The following is a 23,726-nucleotide window of genomic DNA, read 5'->3' as shown; positions in this document are numbered from 1 at the left end:
GCAGAATCTGAAGTGCTAAAGTGGGGCTTCACCAAGGATGATCAAATGAAGCTCGGCGTGGAAGTTCTTCTTTCTGAAACCAAACTATTGAAAAAATTAAAAAACAAACGCGTTGGTCTTGTCTGCCACCCGGCCAGTGTGAACGAAAATCTTGAGCATAGCTTGGACCTCTTATCAAAAAAAATGAAGCTCTCATGCGCCTTTGGTCCGCAGCATGGCGTGCGTGGGGACAAGCAAGACAACATGATTGAAAGCCCCGACTTTGCTGATCCCGTGCACAAGATCCCCGTCTTTAGTCTGTATGGTGAAGTTCGTCGCCCTACCAATCACATGATGAATCATTTCGATGTGATGCTGTTTGATTTGCAAGATTTAGGCTGCCGTATTTACACGTTTATCACGACGCTTCTTTATTCGATGGAAGAGTGCGCGCGCTTAGGAAAAACCATGATCGTCTTAGATCGTCCGAATCCTGCAGGTCGACCGATTGAAGGCTATCGCATGTTGCAGGGGTGGGAATCTTTTGTGGGTGCCGCACCCATCCCGATGCGCCATGGTCTGACGGTGGGTGAGCTCGCTTTATATTTCAAAGACTTTTATAAATTGGATTTAGATTTAGAGATCGTAAAGATGAAAGGCTATGCGCCGAACAAAGCCCCGGGATTTGGTTGGGACATGAAGCGTCCGTGGGTAAATCCCTCACCGAACGCAGCCTCGCTAAATATGGCTCGTGCCTACGGAGGCACGGTTTTGATTGAAGGCACGACATTATCTGAAGGCCGTGGAACCACACGCGCGTTAGAAATCATCGGCGCATCGGATATCGACTTTGCCGAAGTTTTAAAGCGCATGAAAAAGAAAGCGCCTCAGTGGTTAAAGGGCGTGACGTTGCGTGAATGTTTCTTTGAGCCGACCTTCCACAAGCATGTAGGAAAACTTTGCCACGGATTTCAATTTCACACGGATGCGGCTTCTTACAAGCACGAGCAGTTCAAACCGTTTCGTATCGTGGCGTTGATGTTAAAAGTGATCCGCGAAATGCATCCGGATTATCCGCTCTATCGCGATTTTGCTTATGAGTATGTCAAAGACCGCTTGGCTTTTGACGTGATCAATGGCGGACCGGCGTTGCGCAATTGGATTGAAGACGCGAAAGCCACGCCAGCGATGTTAGACAAGGCCATGGGCGTGGACGAAAAATCGTGGGCGAAAGAAAGAAAAAAGTATTTGCTGTACAAATAGCCGCGAGAGTGTTTTGGAGTTGACTCCAAAACACTCCGGAGTAAAATGGAGTTGACTCCAAAACACTCTCGGAGGGTTTGTGGCCTCGAAAAACCGATATATGCATGATACTATTGAGGATTTCTTAAATAAAAAGATGGTCTTTGTAGGGGGCCCTCGGCAAGTTGGAAAGACCACCCTTTGTTTGGACTTTTTGAAACCTTCTTCCGTCAAGAATCCAGCCTATTTAAATTGGGACGATATTCACAGCCGAAAACTCATCCGAAATGGGGAACTGCCTGCGGCACCTCTTGTGGTTTTGGATGAGGTTCATAAATATAAACTATGGAGAGGTCTTATCAAAGGCTTCTATGACAAAAACAAGGGAGAACAAAATTATCTTGTGACGGGCTCTGCTCGCCTGGATCACTATAGACGAGGGGGAGACTCTTTGTTGGGGCGGTATCGCTATGTCCGTCTTCATCCTTTTTCTGTGAATGAATTAGGCATTTCTAGTACAGCCGATTTGCAGGCGCTCATAAAGTTCGGTGGATTTCCAGAGCCTTACTTGGCGCAATCAGAAAAAGAACTGAAGCTTTGGACTCGTGAGCGCCTGTACCGCATCGTCAATGATGACATTGCAGATTTGGAAAATCTTCGTGAATATTCCTCCATCGAAACTTTGGCAGATTCTTTGCCAGAGAGGGTGGGCTCTCCGTTGTCTTTGCAAGCTTTGGCCGAAGACTTAAGTGTCAGTCAAAAAACTGTGGCTCATTGGGTGGAAATCTTAGAAAAAGTCTATTATTGCTATCGTATCATGCCCTTTGGCTCCCCCAAGATCCGGGCGGTGAAAAAAGAAAAAAAACTTTATCTTTGGGACTGGAGTGTTTTAGAAAACGACGGAATTCGTTTTGAAAATATGGTCGCCAGTCATTTGTTAAAGTACTGTCACTTTATCGAAGACACCGAAGGAGATGTGATGGAGTTGCGATTCTTGCGCGATCATAATCGCCGGGAGGTCGACTTCGTCGTTTTAAAAAACAAAAAACCTCTTTTTGCCGTTGAATGCAAAACAGGAGAACGACAACTTTCTCCCGCCATTTCTTATTTCAAAGAGCGAACGAATATACCTGTATTTTATCAGGTTCATTTAGGCACCAAAGACTTTCTTTCGGAAAAAGGTGTTCGGGTCATGCCGTTTCTGAAGTTTTGTAATGAATTGGGTTTGGTGTAATTTATTTCCAATTAAACGATTGAATAATGCGATTGCAGCTTTGCAAAGACTTGTTGAAATTCGCCTTGTCATCAAGACAAGTCATCACCGCGACACGGGCGTCTTTTTTTAAGATCACTTGGCGGATCTGTTTGTTTTTAGATCTTGAAAGCATGTCGACAACCAAAGCCGGTTGACCGTTTAAGGTGAAATTTTTTGCGGAAAGAACTTCAAAGCCATAGCTGGGATAATCTCTCATCCACTTGCGCGCATAAAGTTCTAAGGAAGCATTTTTGGCGACAGTGTCGGTGCGAATGCTCAATGAGCCATTGGCGGTTTTTTCTTTAGATGAAAATCGCACGGTGTCTAAAACAGATTCGGTCGCGACCGGCAGCCAATCCGTACCTTCCGTTTTCAGATTGAAACCTTTGTGTTGAAAATAAAGGCCTTTTTCCGGCGCAGTGAGCGCCGAAGAACTGGTCGCCGGATGCGGAGCCGCTAGCGACAGGCTGGGAAGGAGAATGAGTAAAAATACGAAACTCTTCACTTCTTAAGCGTATCTTGAGCGGGGGCTTCCAGGCAAGGGCCTAAATCAGCGGGCAAAATGGCACTGTAAATTTGTCGTTTTTCTTGAAATAAGCGCGAAAAGGCCAGTCTTTCCGGCTCTTCATTGCTCACGGCCGGAGAGAAGAGGGAATCAGCCCCTTTAAAAACGACCTGAGTGCAATTGGTTTCAATATTATAAACTTCGAGCTGATTCTTTTTTTCGCCTTTACGAAGGATGCTATAAAAAAGCCTTTGCGGATTGCGAGGGGCAAAAAACAAATCGCGATATTGACCTTCACCTGACTTTAGGACCAAAGGGACTTTGCTTTTGATTTTATAAAGGATCAGGCTCTCAGTTTCGGTCTTGGAGTCCTTTTCGACCCAAGCCAGACTTTGTTGATCCGGGGTCAACGCAGGATAACGTTTGGACTTATCTTTTTCGGCGGACACCAAACTGACCGGAAGCTTTTGTAGATCTAAACGATAAATACCCAAAAGCTCCCCACGGCGAGACGTGAAGTAAATCGAGGGGCGTTGGGGGTGAGGTAAGAATAACAACTCGGCATCATATCCCGGCTGGCGCGACAGGCGAAGAATGTCCGTGCCATAAAGATCGCTCATATAAATATCCGAAGGCGGAAATTCTTTATCGAACTTGCGATCCACCAAAGGACCCTCTTTGATTTCATCTGTGGTGGAGGCATAAATGATTTCGTGATCGCTAATATAGGCGGCATCAAAAGCATCACCGTCAGAAAACGTCACGCGACGTTCTTTCTTTTTAATTAAATCCATCTCGTAAATTTGAATTCCGCGATGAGTGCTGCGGCGACTTTGAAAAATCAAGCGCGTACCGTCAGCCGAAAATCGAGGATGATCATTGTCACCAATGAAAGTGATTTGTTGTGTGCCTTTGTTTAAAAGAAAATCCGGAGTAAGAACATCTTTGGTGGCGCTGTGAGAGCATCCGGCAAGGATACCTATCAGCAGCAAACATGTCCCAAGACCAAGCTTCATACATCTACCTTATGCAAAACCTTTTGGAGCAAAGAAGAGGGATTGATCTTCTTCAGCTCCGTGACATTCACCCATTGAACATCTTTGTTGGAAAGAGATTTCTTTTTAGAAATCTGGATAAAGATATCATGATGGGTAATATTGTGTTTGGCATCATAGGCTTTGGGCTTGTTTTTTTCTAATGCAATCTCGCCGGGGAAGATCATCTGACCTTTTAAAAAAGGCGCATAGTTATTGACCACAAGTCCCACTTTGCCGTCCTTTAAACTCACCTGTGGTTTCCAGACCCAGACTTCAGATTCCTTGCGAGGTTTTTTTAGCGGCAAGACATCAATCTTGTTTTCTTTACGGGCCACACAGCGCGAAACCCACGGACACATCATGCACATGACTTTTTGTGGCGTACACACGGTCGCCCCTAATTCCATCAAGGCTTGATTTACGACATCCGCATCACCCTGCAAGGCCAGCTCATCTGAAATTTTTTGCAACTGATCGCGGCCTTTGTTGTTCCACCACTCGACCTTCAGCCCGAAGCGGCGGGACAAAACACGGATGACGTTGCCATCTAAAACACCGACTTTTTCGCCGAAGGCGATGCTGGCCACCGCACGTGAAGTGTAGGGGCCGAAACCTGGGAGTTCTAAAAGTTCGGCGGCAGTTTTGGGAAAGCCTTGTGAAGCCAAAGCTTTGGCCGCTTTGTGCAGATTGCGTGCTCGAGAATAGTAACCCAAGCCCGCCCAGTTTTCTAGAACACTGGATTCTTCGGCTTCGGCTAAATGCTTTACGGTAGGAAAGCTTGTCAGAAATTTTTCAAAATACGGAATGACAGCGACCACGGTGGTTTGTTGCAACATCACTTCCGAAAGCCAGATGCGATAAGGATCTTTATTGGCTCTCCAAGGAAGGGCGCGATGATTTTTTTTGTACCATTGCGTAAGCTCTTTGTGATCGAGTTTATAGTCGTTTTTTGCTGTCATCCGCGGTAATGTAGTCTTGAGATAATTCAGGAGTCAATAATGGAATATAAACCACTGAGCGGTCGCGAATTCCCCCGTTTTTCTGCAATTAAAACCTTCTTCAGATTGCCCTATGTGGCGATTGACGCAGACTATGAGGTGGGAATCTTTGGAATTCCTTTTGACGGCGGGGTTTCTTATCGTCCCGGGGCTCGCTTTGCCCCGGCCAAAGTGCGCGAAGTGTCGAGCTTAGGTCGCGGTTTTCACATGACTCGTCAGGAAAATTTCTTTGAAAAATTAAAAGTGGCAGATATCGGCGATTGCCCGACAGTGCCGATTGATATGGCGCAAACTTACGAGCGCATTGAAAAATTCGTGGGCGAAGTTTTAAGTCATAACAAAAGATTTCTGTCCGTGGGGGGGGATCATTCAACCACTCTTCCGGTCTTGCGTGCGTTAAGGAAAAAATATGGCAAGCCGTTGGCGTTCATTCATTTTGATGCGCACTTAGACACTTATCCAGCAGCTTGGGGGCAAGAATATCACCATGGCGCCTTTGCGAGGCATGCCGTGGAAGAAGGTTTGGTCGACCCAAAGAAAATGGTTCAGATCGGTATTCGCGGACCTTTGGCAGGGGGCGATGATTTGGATTTCGTGCGCAAGCATGGCATTCGCGTGATCACGGTCGATGACGTGCGAGATGTGCCGCTGAATGATTTTTTAAAGACGCTACCTACTTTTGATGAAACTCCTACTTACATTAGCTATGACATCGATAATTTAGATCCCAGCTGTGCCCCCGGCACGGGAACTCCCGTACCTGGTGGACTAACAACTTATGAAGTGCAACGCATTTTCCGGGCGCTCAAAATTCCTCATTTGGTCGGGGGAGACGTCGTGGAAATTTCGCCACCTTTTGATCAAAGTGACATCACAGCGCTGGCGGGTTTGGATGCGCTTTTTGAGATGTTGCATCTTTTTAAAACCAAATAGATTTAATTCGCGTTCTGATCCCAAAGCTCCGCATTTTCTTTGAGTAAATTTGGCATGGGATTTTTCTTCATGACTTTTTGGTGGGCGCTCACTAAGCGCTCTCGCATTTCAGCTGTGGCGCAAGGGGATTTCTTGGCCATCACCAGATACAAAGGCTCTTCGGCAATGGCGGGTTCTAAAGATTTAACCCCCGTGATGCGATACCTTTGCACAAAGGCACGCGCGGGCCATTCTTCGTAAATAAGAAATCGCACGCGTCCTTTGCGTAACATCTCAAAGGCCTGGCGCAGGCTTGCTACGGTGCTAATTTTTAAATGCGACTTTGCATAGGCATCGAATTTCTGCCCGAAGCTGTTGTTTATCACGGTGATGCCGCGCAGGCCTTGAAGGTCAGACCACTTCGTATAGTGAAGAGGATCTTTTTCATCCACCCAAATCAAGGTGCGGGTATTGGCGATGGCGGGTTCTAAATAATAAAGAAACTTCTTTCGTTCCTCCGTGGCGAATGCACCGGCGATCAGATCTACACGCCCATAACGCGCTTCTTCTTGAACGCGAGCCCAGGTTCCTCCGTATCGCACTTTGATGGAAGTTTTAATTTCGTTATCGATTTCATTGAGATAAGCAACGTTGGCACCGACTAATGAATCCGGATTTTTTCCAGAACGCCACAAGTAAGGTGGGTACTCAGGATTGCCGTAAGCCACAAGCTTTGTGCATTCCGTTGCATAAGACTGAATTATGAAGAGCTGCGGGACAAGTCCCAGCACCACTCTGAAAAATGTTTTCATGGGCCCTCGTGTCTCTACGTACTAGTGTACCTTAGGCGCTGACCGTTAAATCATGGCCCTGTGCGAAGATCAATTTGATGAATCACTTGTAACCATAACGTAATCTAGATCTGACTGTTCTTCGGCTTTAGTTCGTTGTACACTTGTCCACGCGTTCTTAAAAGGAGGACTCTATGAAGAAGTTGGCATTATGTGCCTTTGCAGCAGGGAGCCTGGCTTTGATGGGTTGTCAGAGCATGATTGATAAAGCAAAAAAAGAGGCGAAATACTCTGCGTATGAAATGGTTGGGGTCGAAAAAAGAGATCTCTTTAAAAAAGAAGTTAAAAAAGTTCAATCCAGCCAAGAAGACACCAGCGAAGCCTTTAAAGACGCTCTCGAAAAATTGCAAAAGATCTATGCTTTTGATGGTGGTAATTTGGAGCGCCAATACAAATCCCTCAACTCTTCTTATGAAGATGCTCAAAAAGAAGTCGCTTCCGTGCATGAGCGGGTGAAAACATTAGAAACCACGGCCGAAGATTTATTCAAAGAATGGGAAGGTGAAATCCAGCAAATTTCCGCCGCCGACTTGCGACGCAAAAGTTCTGAAAACCTGCGCGCCACACGCCAGCACTACAATCAGTTTCATGCTTCTTTAAAGAAATCAGAAAAAAGCATGGATCCGGTTTTACAGAAATTAAAAGATCATGTTTTATATATGAAACACAATCTGAACGCGAAAGCGATTGCGGGCTTGAAGGTCGAATCTGATAAAATTCAGAACGACATTGCGGCGCTAATTAAGAATATGAACGATTCCATCGCCCAAGCAGAAAGTTTTGCTAAAACGATTGATTGATCATTTCACTAGGAGCACATGTTCGGGCTTAGCGCGCACCTCTAAGGGCGCGTTCAGCAAAAACATTTCTCCATCGAGTGAAACCAAGGCTTTTTTCTTTTTTATTTCAATGGTGGCTTCATCAATATTGAAACTTTCAAGCGAAGGATCTTGATCTAGGGTCTTTGCCATGCCTCTAAAAAGGATGCGCATCATGTCCCAGGCCTTATGGGGCTTCATCGTAAATAATGCCAACGAATCATCACGACGCATTCCTTTAGCCACTCCCAAGGACATTTGTTCAAGTTGAAGGGCGTTGTTGCCAATAAAAATCATGGGTGTTTTTAAAGTCATCTGCTGATCGGCCGTCTTGATCCGCACCTGCATGTTGGTGTGGCCTTTAAGCAAAGTACCCACGGTCGCTAAGATCGCCACGATACGATGCCGTCCCCATCGGCGTGTGTGGGCTTTGCGAGAGTAAATGGCTTTGGCGTAAAGTCCTAAATTCGCGTTGATCAAAAAGACGTGATCATTGATTTTTCCAACGCGGATTCTTTGCTGAGATCCTTGGAAAATCAATTTCAAGGCGTCATCCGTGTCTTCAGGAATTTGGTGAGTGCGCGCAAATAAATTAAAAGTGCCTCCGGGAATGGCGGCAAAGCGGATGTCTCGGCCCTCGATGGCTTGCACGGCGGCTCTTAAGGTGCCGTCACCACCAGAGGCGGCAAGGGTGCCTTGATCTTTAAAACAGGCATCGGCTGCGGATTTCATCACCGTTTCAATTTCACTGGGGTCTTTGATTTCGTGGGATTGGAGAGTCCATCCCATTTCGGCGCAAAGACTTTGAGCTTTTTTAAAAATATCCGCACCCTTGCCGTGGCCTGACTTAGGGTTAAAAACAAAATGCAGGATAGGATTAAAATGAAGACTCATACTTCGACCGGAGTTGGGGGCACAAGCACTCGCAAAGCTCTTTCTTGAACTATGACGGTGACCGGGGTTTTTGTTTTCACATCACCGTCGATATCCACGGACATGGGGCGACGGGTTTTAAGAACCATTTTTTTTCCAGCTAAGATTGTCACATCATCTTTCGGACGATAACGGCCGGTTAAAAGTGAGGGAATAAGGATGAAAGCGTGCCACCATTTTTTCACTTCGGTACTTAGACCGTGCAATAGACCGTCTTTAAGACTTGCATCTTGATGGATGACCAAACCATTTCCGTAATTGCGACCATTACAAATCGTGATTTGCCATGTATAAGCCTTGTGGGTTTTTTGATCATGAGCGACTTCGATTTTAAACGGCGTCATGCGGTGAACGACTTTAAACGCGGTGATGATAAAAGCGAACACACCCAGCCATCTTTTTAAATTTTTAGGCGTTGTTTTATTGATCTGTGTGCTAAGCCCCAAACCGATGACATTCATGAAGGGAATGTCATTCGCAACTCCGACATCAACAAGCTGTTCATGGCCGTCTTTCAGGATACTCAGCGCCTCTTTGGGATCCGTGGGTAAGTTGAGCGTGCGCGCAAGGTTGTTGGCCGTCCCCAGAGGAATCACCGCCAAAGGCAGATTTGTTTCTAATAATGCTGGCAGGGCTTCGTTAACCGTGCCATCGCCGCCACCGACCATGACAATGGGTTTTTCGGCGGCATGACGTCTTATGACGTCTTCAATCTTTTCTTTCTGAGGATCAAATGTGGGATTTAACAAAGTAAATCCGTTGTCATTCAGCCAGATTTTGATTTCTTCGATGAAAGCCTCGCCCTGGCGAGACTTTGGATTGACGAACATTATTATTTTTTTCATAACCATTCTATGAAGAGAGTGTTGCACATATCAGATCTCCACTTCGGTCGCATTCATCCTCCCGCGATTGCTTCTTTGGAAAACTTCCTTAAAGCTAACGAAGAGAAACTAGATCTCATCGTTATGACAGGGGATTGGACTCAACGAGCCCGTTCATCGCAATATCAGGAAGCGGCCGAGTTTATCAAGAAACTTCCGGTTCCTTTGCTTACGATTCCTGGAAATCATGATATTCCACTTTATAACTTTTGGGTGCGATTGCTGCGGCCATTAAAAAATTATAATAAATATATCCGTGAGTTGGCGGTGGATACGTTTGAATCTGCTGAAACCGTGATCGTGGGTTTTAGAACCGCCCATAAATACCGCACCGTCGAGGGGCGTATCTTAGAAAAAGATATTCTTCGCGCAAAAAAAGCTTTCGAAGCGGCTGATCCTAAAGCCTTGCGCATGATTGCGTGTCACCATCCGGTGTTTCAGCCGAAGATGCTCAGTCGCATTCGGCCACGGCATTTAGCCCAAGAAGTTCTAAATCTAAAACCTCATATTATCGTCAGCGGGCATTCCCATTTAAACTGGATTGAGTTGGTAGAGACGGAGGGGCATAAAATTTTGCACATCTCTGCCGGCAGTGCGACCAGCGATCGTTTGCGTGGTGAGGTTAACAGCTTTCACATTCTTGAAATCGCGGATAGCAATGTTCGCGTAGAAACTTATTTTTTAGAAGAAGAAGGGTTCATCATCAAAGACCCTCAGGCGACTCGAGCGGTCTCCTGGGCTTAATAAAAACCCCACTAGCCATCGTTCTTGGGAAACGGTTTTAAGTGGGGTGGAGGAACTAAAAATTAGCTAGGATTGACTTCGTTCGGCGGATTAAGGCCTTTTTTCTTAATCTTCTCCACCAGTGTGGTGCGATTCAGTCTTAATAAAGCGGCGGCTTGATTACGATTCCAGCCGGTCTTTTCTAAGGCTTTCAAAATCAAAGCATTTTCATAGGCATCCACGGCCGAATTGAAATCCATTCCCGCATCCGGGATTTCTAGGCCCCCCACATCCGCGGTAGCCGCTTTGCTGGATTTGTATTTCACAGGCAGATCTGAATTATCGATCTGTCCGTGACCTTTTAAAATTGTCATGCGCTCAACTAGGTTTTCAAGCTCACGAATATTTCCTGGCCATGGATAGTTGACTAGACAGTCCAAAGCATCAGGAGTGATCCCATTAAGACCACGCCCTTTGTTTTTACTAAAAATATCCATGAAGTGATTTAGTAAAAGCGGAATGTCAGCTTTTCTTTCACGCAATGCGGGCACCGTGATTGGAATGACGTTCAAGCGATAGTAAAGATCTTCGCGAAACCGGCCATTTTCGACAGCTTCATCAAGATTTAGATTGGTTGCTGCAATCACTCGAGCATTCACCGTCACAGTTTTGGTTGAGCCGACGGGCTCAAAACTGCGTTCTTGCAAGGCGCGCAAAAGTTTTACCTGTAAAGACGGTTCAAGGTCGCCGATTTCATCCAAAAAGATAGTACCGCCGTCAGCCATTTCAAAACGGCCCACGCGGTTGGCTATCGCGCCGGTGAAGGCACCTTTCACGTGACCAAAAAGTTCACTTTCTAAAAGCTCTGAAGGAATCGCTCCGCAATTGATCGGAATAAAAGGACCTTGCGCGCGTGGAGAGTTGTAGTGAATTGCGCGGGCGATAAGCTCTTTACCAGTTCCCGATTCGCCGGTCACTAACACCGTAGAGTCTGAATCGGCCACGCGTTCAATCAAACGTAAAACGCCTTGGATCTGCTCACTGTTGCCGATGATTTGGTCGAATTTATATTTCTTATTCAGTTCAGAACGAAGCTGCTGATTTTCTTGTTGGAGCTTTTTATGGGTAAGAGCTTTTTCAATAAGACTCATAAGCTCTTCGAGGTTGAAGGGCTTCGTCACAAAATGGAAGGCCCCTTTTTGTGTGGCCCGAATAGCTGATTCAATTGTCGCGTGACCCGTTAAGATAATGACTTCGGTTGCCGGAAAAAGATTTTTAAGATAGCCCATGAATTCGATGCCATCTCCGTCCGGAAGATTTAAGTCGACGATCGCAAGATCTACTTGCGTATCCCCTTGGCATAAAACTTTGGCTTCTTCGATCTTATTGGCCGTAATGACGTTCAACCCTTTTCGGTCTAATACTCTGAACAAGGCTGTTCGTAATGAGGATTCGTCGTCTAATATAAGAACGCGTTGGCTACGCATGAACCTTCCTTCCATGGTGGGTTCTTGAGTGAACAGAACTAACAAATTCAGGATGAGGGATTTTGACGGGACTGTCAAAAAATCCGCGCCAGCAAAGGGTTTCAGGACCACAAAACTGGACTGTCTTTCACTCCGGCGCTGCCGGAGTAGGTAAAGTTTACCCACAGATTCTAGTTAGCCAGTCTAGGGTCGGGCTGAATGTGAATAAAATCTCTAAAAAGGTGAATCGGTTTTGCTTGAATTCTGGACAACCGCCGAGGGCTGATATTATGGTTTTAAACGATGTCATCGCTCAATCCGCATTTCACCTTTCAGTACTCTCAGCCTGAAGAATATCATTTCAGTCATGATTCGGTCTTTTTGGCTAGGCGAGCGTTTGAAATCCTTCATCAGCAAGGATTTGCCGGTAAACAAGCTTTAGACTTATGCGCCGGCTGTGGCGTGGTGGGACTGGATTTTCTTTTTCACTGCCAAAGCGAAGATATCAAAATTATAGAAAGCTTTGATTTCTTAGAAGTTCAAGATGTCTATCTTCCGCACTTCGCGGAAAATTTAAAACGGGCGGATCTTAAAGACGTCACCGCGCGATTTGCCTTAGGCAGTTATGCGGATTTAAAAAATCAGGAACCTAAGTATGACCTTATTTTAAGCAATCCTCCGTATTTTCGTATCGGGCAAGGCAAGATGTCGCCTTCGGAATTTAAAAACCGCTGCCGATTTTTTATCGATTCAGATTTTAAAACTCTTTTAGAGTCGATCTGCGATTCGCTTATGGATCACGGACAAGCGTTCTTTTTATTGCGCGATCTTGAAGATCACGGATTTGATGCGCAAGAAGAGGCCCAAAAAATTCTGGCTGATAAGGGCCGTTTAGTTCGGCTGGGTGACATTCGCGGCACCAGCTTCATGCTGTTCAAACGTAATGCGCGCTGAGTTTTTATTTTCTGAATTCGTGGTGATGTGCAATTGTGCTTCATGATCCCGGAAAATTTGCGCGGCCACAGAAAGACCTAAACCAATAGGTAAGCCGGGATTTTTTTCTAAAGTTCCATTATCTATGACTCGGATTTCGGGTCCTTGAGGAGTGCTGGCAATTTCTAAATCTAAAACCGCATGGAAACCTTTTTCATGACGAATGCGATCGCTTAAGTGATCAATGGCATTTTGAAAGACGTTTTTAAGTCCTTGGGCCAAAAGATTTTGGTTCCCGCGCGTGGTGATGTCTTGAGCCGGGAAGTGCAGTTTCACTTCAATGCCTTGAGATTTTGTTTGCAGCTCTACAATCTTTAAGGCGCGCAAGCTGACATCCTTTAGCGAGACCACACCATTGTCATCAGCACTCGGAGAGCGTGTGAACCCCAAAAGATTTTGCACGATCTCTTTACAGCGTTGCACGCCGGCTTCCATTTCAACCACGTCGGGATAAAGGGGATGATCCGGCTTCATATCCATCTTAATCAACTGAGTGAATGATAAAATACCACCTAATGGATTGTTCAACTCATGGGCGATGCTGGATCCAATTGTGCCCAGCTCTGCCATCTTTGCAGATTCCAGAATCTGCTTTTCCATTTTTAGCTGATGAGTGATGTCGTGATAAAGATTTACGAACACGGGCGGTTGATCGGGATCTAAGACAAGGCTTTGGCTAAAGACATCAAAATATCGTGCGCCTTTAGATTGGGTGCGGAAGTTATGCCCGCGTTGGCAACCAGGGCACGGCTCTTCACGATTAAAAAGAACTTGATAACATTTGCGTGAATTCTGTTCGCGCCCTTGCTCGGTCAAACGTTCTTGCAAGGCCTTATTGGACTGAATGATATCATAATTTGTATCAATCAAAACCACGGGATCGGACATGGAATTAAATGTCGCTTCCCACTGTTCTTTTAAAGATTCCGACTCACGTAATTTTTGAATGCGGTCGAGGGCTAAAGCCACGGCTTCGGCCACGCGATTTAAAAAATCACTTTCTTCGCGGTTGAAAGGGTGTTCGGGCGGTCGCAAGAAAAAGATGGAGCCGATTTTTTCATGATAGCGAAACAGCGGAACTTGCAATTGGGTAAAACCTAATTGTTCTTCCACCTGCTGTGCGAACAAATCATCTTGAGGAGCATAGAACAGACGAATCCAAGAAGTTTGCACCGAGCTGGCCATCGCTTCGTTTAAAAGCTGTTCAATTTCTACCACCGAGCTGGCTTCATGCACGGCCATCAGCGCCCGCTTAAATCCTTCAATCCGGGAGTTGGTCATATACAATTTGCGACGAGCTTCCGTTAAGAAACGAGTTCTTTTTTGCACCCGTTCTTCAAGTTCGATTTGCAAGCGCTTTAATTGGGCGGTCTGTTCACGGATCAAGAGAGCCAAGTTTTCATCTTGTTTGCGTTGATTGGCTTCTTCTAGTGCGGCAAAAAGATGAGATTCTAAATCACTTTCTTGAAAACTTGAGACCACCCGCAAGAACGAATAATCTTGATGCAGGAAAGCCAGTTGGTTCGGCGAAAAGTCTTCGGGCACCACCGCGATGAACTGAGTGGCTGGGGAGGTGCGTTTGATCTCTTCATAAAACTCATGAAAGCGTTTTCCCAAAATCAACGTCACGGAAAGAGCGATCACATCGTAACTAGAATCTTGAATCCAATGCCAAGCCTGATTTAAATCTGTGGCGATATGAGCCCCGTGCTCTTGCAGGCGCGCATCCCAGGATCCAATCAATAGAAAGCTGGCTTTTAAAGTCCGCATTGAGGAATCAGCTCTCGATGGTGATAGATGGTGTAATCAGGATGGTCTTCGGGTTGTTGGGCTTTTTCACCGACGTGTTCCCCGTAAGCAAAGTAACAAGTTTTTGCGCCCACTTTTTTGCCGTCGCGAATTTCGCTGGTCAGGCGGTTGCCGACGCTCAGCAACTCTTCGGGAGCATGGCCTTCTTCGTTCAGAATTTCTTTAAAGGCCGATTCTTTGCGATTTCCCGAAAGACTGTCGACTATAAATATTTTTTTAAAATGCTTTTCGATATCTAAAGCGGCAATTTTCTTTTTTTGCCCTTCTAGCGATCCCATCGTTACGAGGTACAAGTTATAGTTCTTTTTTAAGCGCTCCAGATTTTCTAAAGCTCCGGATAAAAGAGGCAAGTGTGCCGGCACGAAAGGATTATAAAAGGCTTCGATGGCCCCTTGCATGGCTTTTTCGGGATGGGTGGCCCCAAAACGTTTGATGATGCTAGAAAAGATTTCGGTGTGGGAATTGAGAACCGAAAGCTCTTGGCGCATTTGCAGGCATTCCCCCAATTGGCAGTGCAAGCCTGCGCTGAGCATGGCCTCACACGCGCGTTTTGCCGCCGACGGAATTAAAATTGCCGAGGTATCTAGCAAAGTATCATCAAGATCAAAGGCAATAGAGCGAACGTGCATTAAGATTTTCCCATGAGCAAAGTCGTAAGTCCTTTTTGGAAATGCGGCCACACTTTGTCCAGTGCCATGTGTTCTTGTTCTTCAATGCAGATGACGGGGATCTGATGCTCCATCCATCCGAATTGACCCAAGGACCCCGGAGTCGGATATCCAATATCCTCGCGGCATTCATAGGTGGTACCCGAGGCTAAGATTTCAGCGGCCGGTTTTCCAGGGGCGCCAGTATATACAACGCAAGGCTCCCATGAGTGAAAGTGTACTATGAGTTGTGGCTTTTCGTCCTCAATGAGTTTCACTAGAGCTTGGACTTCCTTCTCACTTCCAGGCGAAGGGCCAGGATTATAACGTGGAGCTTTGGCTTCAGAACTCCAATCTTTCGAGGGAAAATTGCGATTCAGATCGACGCCAGCAGCGTTGGTGCGCTGATTTTTAGAATATCCGTCGGGATTCAGGCAGGGAATAAGGATCCAAGGGCGTATCTTTTCAGAATTCTGACTTTCTTCATGTTGCAACCATGCAAGCAACTCTTCGGCTAGACGCACACCTTCCGGTTCATCACCGTGAACCCCACCAATAAACAAAATCGGGCGCTCAGAGAGTGATGCAGAACTGTGTGTTTTTTTATACAGCTCCAGCGGCGTGCCTCGTTCCGTCGTAGCCCAAGAAGTTTGGTGAAAAATTTTTCCTTGCATGAGACAATTGAACCTGTTTTTTTCAGAGAAGAAAAGCTTTTAAAAGGAAGATCCTAAATGGCAGCAAATGCTTCAGAAAAATTGACGGTGATCGCTTTGGCGGCGGGTAAAGGCACTCGCATGAAATCTCCATTGCCAAAGGTTCTTCATCCCGTGGCGGGACGTCCCATGATCGAAAAAGTCATCCAAGCCTCTAAAAAGGCCGGTGCGGTGGAAGTCCGCGTTGTCGTGGGGCACGGGCAGAATCTGGTTCGCCAAGTTGTGGAGCCGATGGGAGTGTCTTGCTATGTTCAAGAAGAACAAGCCGGCACAGCTCACGCGGTACGGTGTGCTAAACCAGAAAATATCGAAGGCGACGTTATTATCATGAATGGCGATGTGCCTTTGATTGAAGCTCACGAAATCAAAGAATTCGTACGGGTCTTCCGCGAAGAAAAATATGATCTGGCCGTGGTCACGGCGGTCGTCAAAAGACCTGGAGATTTAGGGCGTATCGTGCGCCATCATGGCGACATCGTCGCCATCGTGGAAGCCAAGGATGCTTCGGCGGAAACTTTAAAAATTGCGGAAATTAATACTGGTATTTTCATTGCGAAAGCTTCTATTTTGGCGGAATACCTTCCAAAGATCCAAAATAACAACGCCAAAAAAGAATTCTATATCACCGATTTGATTTCCTTGTGCATCCAAGACAAATGCAAAGTGCAAGCAATCAAATCCACGCCAAAAGTGGCGGTGGGTGTAAACGATCAAATGGAGTTGGCAAAAGCCACGCGTTTGATTTTTCAACGTAAGGCTTTGCAGCTGATGGAATCCGGCGTTTTGATGATCGATCCTAAAACCACCTATGTGGAAGAGTCCGTGGAGATCGGCGCAGGCACGGTGATTTACCCGAATGTCTTTATTCGGGGTCGCAGCAAAATTGGATCTTTCTGTGTGATTGAATCCAATGCTTTTATTTCTGATTCAGAGATTGCTGACAGCGTGCAAGTGCGTGGCGGGAGTTATTTAGAGTCCTCGCGCGTGCACAGTAAGGCCTCGGTCGGTCCTTATGCGCGTTTGCGCCCGGACACAGAGATTGGCGAAGAAGCGCATGTCGGTAACTTTGTGGAAATGAAGAAAGTAAAATTCGGCAAAAAATCCAAAGCCGGTCATTTGACTTATTTGGGTGATGCGGAAATTGGCGAAGAAGTAAACATCGGTTGTGGCACTATTACGTGCAATTATGCAGCCGATAAAAAGAAATATAAAACTAAGATTGGCAATCGTGTTTTTGTGGGCAGTGATACGCAGTTCGTGGCTCCGATCGAAGTCGGCGACGACGCGGTGATTGGCTCGGGCTCAACGATCACCAAGAGTGTGCCCGCCAAAGCATTGGCCGTGGCTCGAGGCAAGCAGTTCGTTAAAGAGAACTACGTTGCTAAAGCATCAGAACCTGAAAATAAAGAATAGGTGAATTTATGTGTGGAATTGTTGGTTACCTAGGTCCTAAAAATCCTAAAGACATTATTGTCAGTGGTCTAAAAAAATTAGAATACCGTGGTTATGACAGTGCCGGGGTGGCCATTTTAGATCAGGGCAAAACCAAACGGGTGCGTGCGCAAGGTAAATTGAAAGCTTTAGAAGACAAGCTTCAACATGAAAAGTTTGATGGTCATATCGGCATTGGTCACACGCGCTGGGCCACACACGGGAAACCTTCAGAACGTAATGCCCATCCTCATCAAGTGCGCGGGATTAATTTGGTTCACAACGGCATTATCGAAAACTATCTTGATATCCGTGAAGAGCTTTTAGCCCAAGGCGCCGACATTACGTCGGACACAGATTCTGAATTGGTCGCACATTTAATCGCAAATGAAGTGGATCAAACCAAAGATCTTTTCAAGGCCGTAGAAAACACTCTTGATAAATTGCGTGGTGCCTTTTCAATCTTAGTGATGTGGGAGCAAGAACCCGATCGTCTGGTTGCATTTAAAGATGGTCCTCCATTGGTTGTCGGATTGGGCGAAAAAGAAGTTTTCGTTGCTAGCGACGTGCAAGCTTTGATTCAGTACACTAAAAAATTCGTGTACCTTGAAGATCGCGAAGTCGCTTCTATCAAAGGTTCTGACGTTCAGTTCTTTTCGGCTAATGGATTCCCGATTCAAAAAAAGATTGTCGAGCTTAACTGGAATCCAGAGATGGTGGAAAAGCAGGGCTACGCCCATTACATGCTGAAAGAAATCTATGAACAGCCCCGTGCCGTGGCGGCTGCGATTGAACCGCATGTGAACCCAGAAACTTTCACGGTCGCTTTAAAAAACATTGGTTTCGGCGGACAGCCTGTTCAAAAACTTGAAGAGCTCGACAGCAAAACGGACTGGGCGAAAACCCAAGAAGTTTTTAAAGGTATTGAGCGTGTCTTCATTATCGCTTGTGGAACTAGTAACTATGCCGGGATGGTGGGTAAATACCTTATTGAACAATTGGCAAAAGTGCCGGTGGAAGTCGATATTGCCAGCGAGTTCCGGTACCGCAATCCGGTGATTCCGCCAAAAACTTTGGTTCTAACAATTTCTCAATCTGGGGAAACGGCGGACACGCTCGCGGCGATTCGTATGGCGAAAGAAATGGGTGCAACCACTTTGAGTATTTGTAATGTGCGAAACTCAACGATTGATCGCGAAGCGCATGGTCACCTGTACATGAACTCAGGTCCCGAAATTGGCGTGGCTTCAACAAAAGCCTTCACCAGCACGATGGCCGTTTTAAACTGCCTAGCGATCGCAATGGGGCGTTCTCGTGGCGTGATGAATGAAGCCAATGAAAAAGATCTCGTGCGTTCTTTATTGGCGGTACCAAGTCAGATGGAAGGTGTCCTTGCTTATGATAAGTATTTCGAAGAAGCCGCTTCGAAGCTAAAACTTTTCCGTGGTTTTCTTTACATGGGTCGAGGCACAAGCTATCCGATCGCGATGGAAGGAGCTTTGAAGCTCAAAGAACTTGCTTACATGCACGCCGAAGGTTACGCCGCCGGCGAAATGAAGCATGGTCCTTTAGCGTTGATTGATGAGCGCATGGCGATCGTGATGGTGGCGCCGACGGATCATTTGTACGAAAAGACTATCAGCAATTTAGAAGAAGCTCGTGCCCGTGGTGGAAAAGTCATTTCTATTGGCACCGGGGATAATGAAAAACTGCGTTCGATCAGTGAATATTATTTAGCAATTCCTCAAGCGCATTGGACGGTCTCGGCCATCTTGACTGTGATTCCGCTGCAGTTGATGAGTTATCATTTAGCCAGCAATCTAGGTTATGATGTGGACCAGCCCCGCAATTTAGCGAAGTCGGTCACCGTCGAATAGTCTTGGATATGTAAGAAATAAAAGTAAATATATGAGCCCGTAATTGATTTGCGGGCTTTTTTATTTTTAACTCGAATATCATTCGTATCTTCTTAAAATGATTCACAAAAATATCATTTAGGGCGAGTCGAGTATGACGACGATCATGCGACAATTCCACCCCTCCGGGCTATCCTAAATTCGGAAGGGTGGTGATAATGAAAAAACCGCAAGCACTCATCAAAGAAAGTATTTTTAATTTCGATGAGCTCTTTTTCAGTACGACTAATGAAAGAGGCGTTATTCTTTCCGGAAATGACGTGTTTGTTCGTGTCAGTGGCTATTCAAAAGAAACCATGATCGGGGCGCCTCACAGTATTATTCGCCATCCTGACATGCCACGAGCGGTGTTTAAGCTTTTCTGGAATATGATTCAGTCCGGTAATCCAATTGCGGCCTACGTTAAAAATCTCGCGGCGGATGGAACCTATTATTGGGTCTTTGCTTTCGCTTTTCCGATGGAAGGCGGTTATCTTTCGATTCGCGTGAAGCCGTCATCAGCTTTCTTTGATGCCGCTAAAATTATTTACGCCAAAGTTTTAGAATTTGAAAAAGAGGCGGAACTTTCTGCATCGCTCGATCTTCTTAATGCTGAGGTGTTAGCGGCGGGTTTTAAAAGCTATACAGACTTTATGATTCAAGCGGCTTTCGCAGAACTCAATGCGCTTGAAGGAAAAAAGGCTGAAGGCCATGTCGCAAAAGTTTCTGGTGCTGCCGCGGATATCTCAAATTTAAGTCGGCAGTCTTCAGAGATCTTAAAATCCTGCTTTGAAAAAATCCAAGGTTTTCAAGGAAGCAATCAGTCTTTCGTAAAGACCATGACGGACCTGTCAGAGTCCTTTAAAAAGCTCAAATATATTTCGTTAAATATGACCATTTCCGCGGCGAAGTTTCATGAAACCGGAGCGAGCTTAGGCGTTGTGGCCAAAGAGTTTTCTAAAACCTCTGAAGAAATCCAAGGTCACTTGGCGTCACTTTTGGATTTTGTAAATATTGTTTCTGCGGGGGTTGAAAAAAGCGCGGTGTGTGCCGTGGGTTTAGATACGCAAATGATGATGGTGGATTTTTTCGTTCGCGAATCTATTGCCAAGATGAATGTGTCTGAACATGCGTTTGAAGATATGCTTGAAAACCGTCAGCATTTTTCAAAAATTTTCCGCAAAGGCACCTCCGTCTTGTCTGAAGAAATGGCATCATTAGAAACACATCTTTCTAATGTCGTTGAAAAAGTGATGGATGTCCGTAAGCTGACCACGGGTTTAGAAGTCATTCGTCAAATGGGGGCGGTAGAGTCTTCGCGCGAAAATGAAATTCGTCAGACCTTTATTCACTATTTAGATGAGATGAAAAAGTTTATTAATCTTTTGCAGTCGGCAACGCATTTAACTCACAAGGAAATGCAGCAGATGAAATTAGATTGTCATGCTGTGACCGAGGCGATGCGGACTCTTTCGGGAAGAGTCGACGCGATCTTTGATCAAGCCTCTGCGGTCAATCAAGTTGCGGGATGATTTAGCCAGCTGAAGCCATTAAAGTGTAAAACGATTTTACGCGCTCAACAAACTCGACGGTTTCGTGCCCCCGGGCGGGGCCGTATTGCAATTGGGCGGCGTATTCAGGGTCTGCCAGTAACGGAAGTACTTCACGCAGCTGTCTCCATGAGTTTGGATTCTTTCCCATTTTTTCAGCCAAACGTTGGGCATCTAACAAGTGTGCCGAACCGACATTGTAAGCCGCTAAAGTTAAAGCCAAGCGATCTTTGGTGTTAAGGCCTTTGGGCGTGCGATTATAAAGTTTGCGCAAATACTTCGAACCACCGGCAATACTTTGCAGAGGATCGGTGCGATCTTCGACACCCATGTGCAAAGCAGTATCAGTGGTTAATTGCATCAACCCACGCACGCCGGTAAAGCTGCGAGCATCCGGATTCCAATGCGACTCTTGATAAGCCACGGACGCGATCAACTGCCATGGCAAGTTGTGATCAAGTGCGGCCTTTTTGAAGGCCACTTGATATTGAGGCAAAGTGGTCTGAATCATTTTAAAGAATTTTGCAATATCCCGGCGATCTAACTGGTCCAGGTAAGCTTTGTAACGATCCGACACTCGCATGATTTCATCATCCCGCGAGGCCTTTTGAAACCAAGCTTGCATCAATCGTAATAAATCATTTTGATCTGGAGCTACCAACCAACTGATAGAAAAAGCTTTCGTTGCTTGAGTCACTTTTTCTATATCCGCATGATAGCGATTGTAAAAGTCGCCACTGACGTTTTCGGCGATCACGCAATCGGCTTTACGTTCAGCGACTTGATTAAACATGTCTTGGGTGCGTTTTTCTGAAACGACCTTGATGGTTAATTGCGGAGCGAGCTGACTGAGTCGCCGTGAAAGATCTAAGTGGTTGTCTTTATTTAAAATCACCAAAGTTTTACCAGCCAGATCTTTGAGATGCCCCACTTGAGATTTCTTATGACAATAAAGACTTAAATAAGACTCTTCGTAAGCCGGCCCCTTCAGGAAGCCCAAATTCTTGTTAGCGGGGGTGCGTAAGCGAGCGGCGGCGACGTCGCCTTTGCCCGCGGCCAGGGCTTGAATAACGGCCTCTTCGTTCGGAAGCACAACAAAACGGACCTTAAGGTCATAATGCTGGGCAAAGCTTTGAATAAGGTCGTGGTCGATCCCCGAAGCTTCCCCGCGTTTGAACTTACTATATATAAGAGGACTTTGTGCGGTTAGCACAACGATCTCGGATTTCTGGGCCTTTACCGCAGCGACGCTGTGGCTTTCATCCCAATATATAGAATCGCAGGCGTTCATGGAGACCGTGGTAAAACCCAGGCCTAATACCAAAAACAGGCGATTCATGCTGTGTCGTATCTTTAAAATTCGACTCATAGAGGGGGCCTAGGTATCCGATGGAACGCCGTCCTAGCAAGGATTTCCGGTCTTTTTCAGAGCAAAAAGAGCAAAAAACAGTAGTATTTCCTCGAATTGATACCACGCAATAGAAAATAGTTCAGCTATTGGGGGGAGTTACAGATAGGCGTCAAATGGTGCGGCGTCCTTCATTTGACACGGGGGCGCGGGAACGAGATCGTCTCAAGGTTTCAAAATATAAAGAGGGGTTCATCAGTGGATTTTGCGCACGTTCATGCTCGCGGTTGGATTGAGATTGTTGTTGGTTCTATGTTTAGTGGAAAAACCGAAGAGTTGATTCGTCGCCTGCGCCGCGCGGAATTCGCGCGCCTGCAAATCCAAGTTTTTAAACCTATTATTGATAAGCGCTACAACGACATGGCGGTGACCTCTCACGACCTCACCACCATTGATTCATTACCTATTCATGATGCAGAAGATATTTGGACTCATTTAAAGCCGGGCACAAAAGTCGTCGGTATTGATGAAGGTCAGTTCTTTGAACAAAACCTGGTGCAAGTGGCTCAAGACTTAGCCGATCGTGGACTGCGTGTGATCATCGCGGGTCTTGATACGGATTGGCAGGGAAAGCCTTTTGAGCCGATGCCGACATTGATGGCGATCGCTGAAAGTGTGACGAAGCAACACGCGGTGTGCGTGGTGTGTGGGGGCACGGCCAGCCGCACCCAAAGAACGGCGGGCGGCGATGGGCAGGTGCTCGTCGGAACTCACGATGCGTATGAAGCTCGTTGCCGTGATCACTTCAAACCGCAAGTGGACAGTCCGACATTGGATTGGAAACTAAAACGCGAAGAGGCCACTACTTAGTTCGTGTCCATAAAGGAGGAACACCTATGGCGTTAGATATGGAAAGCTTTTTAAAAAACTTCCATAAGAAAAATCCGGGGTGTACTTCGGTTACATGGCTTCACGGAAAAGCGGCTGATGGTCGCACCTCCTATGAATGTGTTTCTGAAACTTTGCTAAAAAATACCGGACCCGCCGCCGTCTTGGATCTAGCTTGTGGCGATGGCATCTTACTTGAAATTTTGCACAATCAAAATATTCCAGGCCTCATGCTATCCGGAATTGATATGAGCGAAGGAGAGCTTGAGGCTGCCAAAAAACGTCTCTCCGGATTGCCCATTTCTATTTTCGAAGGACGGGCGCAAGCGTTGCCCTTCGAAAACGAAAAATTTGATTTTATTTTTTGTCACCTGGCTTTGATGTTAATGAATGAGGCGGACACGGTCTTAGCTGAAATTTATCGCACGTTAAAACCACAAGGATACTTTTCGGCCATCATCGGTGGCGGCTTCATGAGATCCCCGATCATGGAGACCTTTACCAATATCTTACATCAGGTTATGCGTGAAGAAGGCGCGCCTCGTTTAACGGGTGTGGGGGATACGCGCATTCGTTCGGCCGAATTGGTGAAGCCTTTTTTTGAAACTCTGTTTGCCGAAGTTGAGGTCAAAGAGCTGGAATTAAGTTTCCGGGCAAAGCCCGTCGATCTTCGTGATTTTTTTATGCTGACGTACGAAGTGGATATGTTGTCTGAATCAGGAAAAGAAATTTTAGAAGAAAGAGTTCTTCATGTTCTAGGTGCGATGACCGACAGCGACGGCACCATCGGATTCCCTTTTGGGCTGCGCCAGATCACTTGTCGCAAATAAAAAAGGCGGTGGTGACACC

22 protein-coding genes are annotated in these 23,726 nt (G+C 46.0%); 11 read left to right on the top strand and 11 right to left on the bottom strand.

What is annotated here, in order from left to right:
* Positions 1-45: 45 nt before the first annotated feature.
* Entirely contained in the window at positions 46-1,242 is a 1,197-nt protein-coding gene (locus AZI86_RS04080; RefSeq protein ID WP_061833811.1) for an exo-beta-N-acetylmuramidase NamZ family protein, read from the top strand.
* A gap of 79 nt (positions 1,243-1,321) precedes the next feature.
* On the top strand, positions 1,322-2,455 hold the full coding sequence (locus AZI86_RS04075; protein WP_216635885.1) for an ATP-binding protein: 1,134 nt from the start codon (positions 1,322-1,324) through the stop codon (positions 2,453-2,455).
* A gap of 1 nt (position 2,456) precedes the next feature.
* On the opposite strand, the gene AZI86_RS04070 is transcribed toward AZI86_RS04075, so the two are convergent.
* The 3 genes from AZI86_RS04070 to AZI86_RS04060 are packed head-to-tail and all read right to left on the bottom strand — an operon-like array spanning position 2,457 to position 4,977.
* Entirely contained in the window at positions 2,457-2,981 is a 525-nt protein-coding gene (locus tag AZI86_RS04070) for a DUF1795 domain-containing protein (RefSeq protein ID WP_253715696.1), read from the bottom strand.
* Positions 2,978-3,997 carry a TolB family protein gene (locus AZI86_RS04065; protein WP_061833810.1) on the bottom strand — a complete coding sequence of 340 codons (1,020 nt, stop codon included), beginning with the start codon at positions 3,995-3,997 and terminating at the stop codon, positions 2,978-2,980. The genes AZI86_RS04070 and AZI86_RS04065 overlap by 4 nt, the downstream gene beginning before the upstream one ends.
* Positions 3,994-4,977, bottom strand: coding sequence for an A/G-specific adenine glycosylase (locus AZI86_RS04060; RefSeq protein ID WP_061833809.1), 984 nt, complete (start codon positions 4,975-4,977; stop codon positions 3,994-3,996). The genes AZI86_RS04065 and AZI86_RS04060 overlap by 4 nt, the downstream gene beginning before the upstream one ends.
* Positions 4,978-5,016: 39 nt before the next feature.
* On the opposite strand from AZI86_RS04060, the gene speB reads away from it, so the two are divergent.
* Entirely contained in the window at positions 5,017-5,949 is a 933-nt protein-coding gene (gene speB, locus AZI86_RS04055; protein WP_061833808.1) for an agmatinase, read from the top strand.
* A gap of 2 nt (positions 5,950-5,951) precedes the next feature.
* Here the strand turns inward: speB and AZI86_RS04050 are convergent, their stop codons facing one another.
* Positions 5,952-6,740, bottom strand: a complete 789-nt coding sequence (locus tag AZI86_RS04050; protein ID WP_061833807.1) for a substrate-binding periplasmic protein — start codon at positions 6,738-6,740, stop codon at positions 5,952-5,954.
* 173 nt (positions 6,741-6,913) lie between these two features.
* On the opposite strand from AZI86_RS04050, the gene AZI86_RS04045 reads away from it, so the two are divergent.
* A complete protein-coding gene (locus AZI86_RS04045) occupies positions 6,914-7,579 on the top strand; it encodes a DUF2959 family protein (RefSeq protein WP_061833806.1) in 666 nt (221 codons plus the stop codon).
* Here AZI86_RS04045 and AZI86_RS04040 read toward each other — a convergent pair whose 3' ends face one another.
* Positions 7,580-8,491, bottom strand: coding sequence for a diacylglycerol/lipid kinase family protein (locus AZI86_RS04040; protein WP_061833805.1), 912 nt, complete (start codon positions 8,489-8,491; stop codon positions 7,580-7,582). It lies immediately after the preceding gene.
* On the bottom strand, positions 8,488-9,375 hold the full coding sequence (locus AZI86_RS04035) for a lipid kinase (RefSeq protein WP_157684618.1): 888 nt from the start codon (positions 9,373-9,375) through the stop codon (positions 8,488-8,490). Before AZI86_RS04035 ends, AZI86_RS04040 begins: the two co-directional genes overlap by 4 nt.
* 9 nt (positions 9,376-9,384) lie before the next feature.
* Here AZI86_RS04035 and AZI86_RS04030 point away from each other — a divergent pair, with 9 nt between their 5' ends.
* Positions 9,385-10,158, top strand: coding sequence for a metallophosphoesterase family protein (locus tag AZI86_RS04030; RefSeq protein ID WP_081111778.1), 774 nt, complete (start codon positions 9,385-9,387; stop codon positions 10,156-10,158).
* A 62-nt stretch (positions 10,159-10,220) separates the two neighbouring features.
* Here the strand turns inward: AZI86_RS04030 and AZI86_RS04025 are convergent, their stop codons facing one another.
* The gene (locus AZI86_RS04025) at positions 10,221-11,624 is read right to left on the bottom strand and encodes a sigma-54-dependent transcriptional regulator (protein WP_061833802.1); all 1,404 of its coding nucleotides are present in this window, start codon (positions 11,622-11,624) and stop codon (positions 10,221-10,223) included.
* Between the two features lie 282 nt (positions 11,625-11,906).
* Between AZI86_RS04025 and AZI86_RS04020 the strand changes: the two genes are divergently transcribed.
* A complete protein-coding gene (locus AZI86_RS04020; protein ID WP_061833801.1) occupies positions 11,907-12,557 on the top strand; it encodes a methyltransferase in 651 nt (216 codons plus the stop codon).
* Here the strand turns inward: AZI86_RS04020 and AZI86_RS04015 are convergent.
* The 3 genes from AZI86_RS04015 to AZI86_RS04005 are packed head-to-tail and all read right to left on the bottom strand — an operon-like array spanning position 12,495 to position 15,726.
* The gene (locus tag AZI86_RS04015; protein WP_061833800.1) at positions 12,495-14,366 is read right to left on the bottom strand and encodes a histidine kinase dimerization/phospho-acceptor domain-containing protein; all 1,872 of its coding nucleotides are present in this window, start codon (positions 14,364-14,366) and stop codon (positions 12,495-12,497) included. The two genes, AZI86_RS04020 and AZI86_RS04015, sit on opposite strands and share 63 nt — an antisense overlap.
* On the bottom strand, positions 14,354-15,034 hold the full coding sequence (locus AZI86_RS04010) for an HAD family hydrolase (protein WP_061833799.1): 681 nt from the start codon (positions 15,032-15,034) through the stop codon (positions 14,354-14,356). Before AZI86_RS04010 ends, AZI86_RS04015 begins: the two co-directional genes overlap by 13 nt.
* Entirely contained in the window at positions 15,034-15,726 is a 693-nt protein-coding gene (locus tag AZI86_RS04005; protein WP_061833798.1) for a M14 family murein peptide amidase A, read from the bottom strand. Before AZI86_RS04005 ends, AZI86_RS04010 begins: the two co-directional genes overlap by 1 nt.
* A 57-nt stretch (positions 15,727-15,783) precedes the next feature.
* Between AZI86_RS04005 and glmU the strand changes: the two genes are divergently transcribed.
* From glmU to AZI86_RS03990, 3 genes are all read left to right on the top strand, one after another.
* The gene (gene glmU, locus AZI86_RS04000) at positions 15,784-17,178 is read left to right on the top strand and encodes a bifunctional UDP-N-acetylglucosamine diphosphorylase/glucosamine-1-phosphate N-acetyltransferase GlmU (RefSeq protein WP_061833797.1); all 1,395 of its coding nucleotides are present in this window, start codon (positions 15,784-15,786) and stop codon (positions 17,176-17,178) included.
* Between the two features lie 8 nt (positions 17,179-17,186).
* Entirely contained in the window at positions 17,187-19,073 is a 1,887-nt protein-coding gene (glmS, locus tag AZI86_RS03995; protein ID WP_061833796.1) for a glutamine--fructose-6-phosphate transaminase (isomerizing), read from the top strand.
* A gap of 197 nt (positions 19,074-19,270) precedes the next feature.
* Entirely contained in the window at positions 19,271-20,623 is a 1,353-nt protein-coding gene (locus AZI86_RS03990) for a PAS domain-containing protein (RefSeq protein ID WP_061833795.1), read from the top strand.
* Position 20,624: 1 nt separating this feature from the next.
* On the opposite strand, the gene mltF is transcribed toward AZI86_RS03990, so the two are convergent.
* Positions 20,625-21,980, bottom strand: a complete 1,356-nt coding sequence (mltF, locus tag AZI86_RS03985; RefSeq protein WP_253715693.1) for a membrane-bound lytic murein transglycosylase MltF — start codon at positions 21,978-21,980, stop codon at positions 20,625-20,627.
* Positions 21,981-22,247: 267 nt separating this feature from the next.
* On the opposite strand from mltF, the gene AZI86_RS03980 reads away from it, so the two are divergent.
* Together AZI86_RS03980 and AZI86_RS03975 are read left to right on the top strand one after the other, a co-directional pair.
* Entirely contained in the window at positions 22,248-22,859 is a 612-nt protein-coding gene (locus AZI86_RS03980) for a thymidine kinase (protein WP_301335740.1), read from the top strand.
* A gap of 26 nt (positions 22,860-22,885) precedes the next feature.
* Positions 22,886-23,707 carry a class I SAM-dependent methyltransferase gene (locus AZI86_RS03975; RefSeq protein WP_061833794.1) on the top strand — a complete coding sequence of 274 codons (822 nt, stop codon included), beginning with the start codon at positions 22,886-22,888 and terminating at the stop codon, positions 23,705-23,707.
* The last annotated feature ends 19 nt before the right edge of the window (positions 23,708-23,726 follow it).

The organism is Bdellovibrio bacteriovorus, assembly GCF_001592735.1.
Lineage (GTDB): Bacteria > Bdellovibrionota > Bdellovibrionia > Bdellovibrionales > Bdellovibrionaceae > Bdellovibrio > Bdellovibrio bacteriovorus_D.
Note: the sequence above shows the minus strand (reverse complement) of the source record. Positions and strands in the feature narration are given on the sequence as shown.